Here is a 2,894-nt window from a genome sequence, read left to right as displayed (position 1 = left end):
AGAACGGCAAGGCCATGCCCGCCGAAGCCTTCGCCCCCACCACCATGGTCGACGCCACCACCTTCAAGACCAGCGGCGCCACCTGCAGCTGACCCCCGTCCTACACATGCCGAGCCGGCCTGCCCCCGCAGGCCGGACACCCCCCCAGGAGCGTTCCCGCCGGACACCCCTCCAGGCACCCGGTGCCAGACGCCCCCCGCGCGGCCGACAACACCCGCCAGGTGCCACCCGGCCCCACCACCCGGCGCCCGACCCGGCGCCCCCCCCGCACCACCGGAGGCACCCGTGTCCTACACGTCCTGCCGAACCACCGGCTACCCTCACCCGGGCACGGCGTCCTGCACACCGGTGCGCACCGCCCTCCTCGACCACTGGACTAGCCCGGACGCGACCCCCTGCTGGATGGTCACCCTCCCCACCCGCACACCCGACGGCTGCCACGGAACCCACAGCTTCGTCCAATGGGCCACCACCCCCACCGAAGCCACCGCCGCCGCAGCCCTCCGCGCCCAGAGCCCCGAAGCGGTACGCCACCGTCGAGGTGCCCACCTCGACACCCCCCACCCCGCCTGACACACCACACCCGCCCGCGCCGGGTCACGGGTCGGGGCCCACGCACCGCCACCACAGCAAGCTGCCACGTCGCAACAGCCCATACCGCGAACGGCGGCGGCCCACCGAGAGCCCGCCCGACCCACCGCCGACCGTCACTACCCGCCAGGCCGGCAGCAGCAGCCACAGCCGACCTACCACCGGGCGCCCCCTCGCGGCCCGCCCCCGAACAGCCCCGGCCGGTCATCCCCCCGCCGGCCGGGGCCCCCGCCTCTCTCGGTGTCACCCCGCCGCCGTCCTCGCTGTCCCTACCGATGCCTTCGAGGTGAACAACACCATGACCCGAGTACCCGACCCGCCCACCGACCCGGAATCCGGCCGGACACCGTCCGCATCCACCGCCGGGGTGCACCAGGTCACCAAGCGGTTCGGTGCGGTGCAGGCCCTGGACGGTGTGACCCTCGACTTTCCCGCCGGCCAGATCACCGCGCTGATGGGCGAGAACGGGGCCGGGAAGTCCACCCTGCTGAAGATCCTCACCGGCGACCACCAGCCGACGGAGGGCCATGTCGTCCTCGACGGCCGGCGGGTGGACCTCGCCTCACCCGCCCAGGCCCGCACCGCCGGCATCCGGATCATCCCCCAGGAGCCGGAGATCATCCCGCACGTCTCCGTCGCCGAGAACGTCTACGCCGGCTCCCTGCCCCGCACCACCGGCCGTCGCCTGGACCGCGCCGAACTACGCCGCCGAATCACGGCCGACCTCAGGCGCCTGGGCTTCGACAAGGTCCTCGACCCCGACCTCCTCGGCTCCCAACTCACCCCCGCCCAACGCCAACTCGTCGAAATCCTGCGGGCCCTGACCGGCGACGCCAAGGTGATCGCCTTCGACGAACCGACCTCCTCGCTGTCCGAACACGAAGTCGACGCCCTCTTCACCCTCATCCGCCGCCTACGCGACCAAGGCGTAGCCGTCGTCTACGTCTCGCACCGCATGCAGGAGATCTTCCAACTCGCCGACCGCATCGCGGTGCTGCGTGACGGCGCCCTCGCCGGTGTCCAGGACGCGGCCACCACCAGCGAGGGCGACCTCGTGCGGTTGATGGTCGGGCGTGACCTGTCCACCATGTTCACCCGCGAACGCGTCGCCACCGACCGCCTCGTCCTCGACGTCCACGGCCTGACCACCGACCACGTCACCGGCATCGACCTGCGCATCCACGCCGGTGAGGTCGTCGGCCTGGCCGGACTCATCGGGGCCGGACGCTCCGAACTCGCCCTCGCGCTCGCCGGTGACCAACCCGTCCGCTCCGGCACCGTCACCCTCGACGGCCGCGCCCTGCGCTCGGGCAGCCCCGGCGACGCCATCCGCGCCGGCCTCGGCCTCGCCCCCGAGGAACGCAAAGCCCAGGCCCTGTTCCTGCACCGCTCCATCCGCGACAACACCAGCACCGTCGTCCTGGAACGCCTACGCCGCTTCCGCTTCGTACGCCGCACCGCCGAACGCGAGCTCGCCCAGGAATACACCGACCGCCTCCGCGTACGCACCCCCTCCATCGAACACGAAGTGCGCAAACTCTCCGGCGGCAACCAACAGAAAGTCGTCCTCGCCCGCTGGCTCGCCCGCAAACCCAAAGTCCTGATCCTCGACGAGCCCACCCGCGGCATCGACGTCGGCGCCAAAGCCGAGATCTACCAGATCATCGCCGACCTCGCCGCCGAAGGCGTCGCCATCCTCGTCATCTCCTCCGAACTCCCCGAAGTCCTCGGCCTCGCCGACCGCATCATCGTCATGCAGAACGGCCGCATCACCGGCGAACTCGACCGCACCACCGCCACCGAGGAAGCCATCCTCAACCTCGCCATGGCCGACGACATCGCCACCGCGACTACGCCCGCCCCCGCCCCCGGAGCCTGCGAATGAGCACCACCACCAGCACCACGCCATCCGCCAAGAATGGCGGCCACTCCCCACGCCGGTCCGTGGTCTCACCGAAGATCCTGGCCTCGGTCGGTGGGCAGAACCTCAGCCTGATCGGTGCGCTGGTCGCCGTCCTCGCCCTGTTCGGCATCCTCAACGACAACTTCCTCAGCCTCGGCAACATGCAGGTCATCGCCGAAGCCGCCACCATCACCGGCCTCCTCGCCATCGTCCAGACCGTCGTCATCATCTGCGGCGGCCTCGACATCTCCGTCGGCTCCCAAGCCGGCGTCGCCTCCGTCGTCTCCGCCATGGCCTTCACCTCCACGGGATCCAACCCCTACCTCGGCATCGCCGCCGCCATCGGCACCGGCATCCTCGTCGGCATCCTCAACGGCCTGATCATCGTCTACGGCCGCGT

Annotated in this window: 3 protein-coding genes; all 3 read left to right on the top strand. The window is 71.2% G+C overall.

Going from position 1 to position 2,894, the window contains the following annotated elements:
• Positions 1 to 285 precede the first annotated feature (285 nt).
• Entirely contained in the window at positions 286 to 573 is a 288-nt protein-coding gene (locus ACFWIC_RS40910; protein WP_380522269.1) for a hypothetical protein, read from the top strand.
• 316 nt (positions 574 to 889) lie between these two features.
• Positions 890 to 2,476: a sugar ABC transporter ATP-binding protein gene (locus ACFWIC_RS40905; protein ID WP_380522267.1), complete on the top strand. Its 1,587-nt coding sequence runs from the start codon at positions 890 to 892 to the stop codon at positions 2,474 to 2,476.
• Positions 2,473 to 2,894, top strand: a 422-nt coding sequence (locus ACFWIC_RS40900) for an ABC transporter permease (RefSeq protein ID WP_380522265.1), incomplete at its 3' end; no start/stop codon positions are given. The genes ACFWIC_RS40905 and ACFWIC_RS40900, both read left to right, overlap by 4 nt.

It is taken from the genome of Kitasatospora sp. NPDC127035, assembly GCF_042726075.1.
Lineage (GTDB): Bacteria > Actinomycetota > Actinomycetes > Streptomycetales > Streptomycetaceae > Kitasatospora.
Note: the sequence above shows the minus strand (reverse complement) of the source record. Positions and strands in the feature narration are given on the sequence as shown.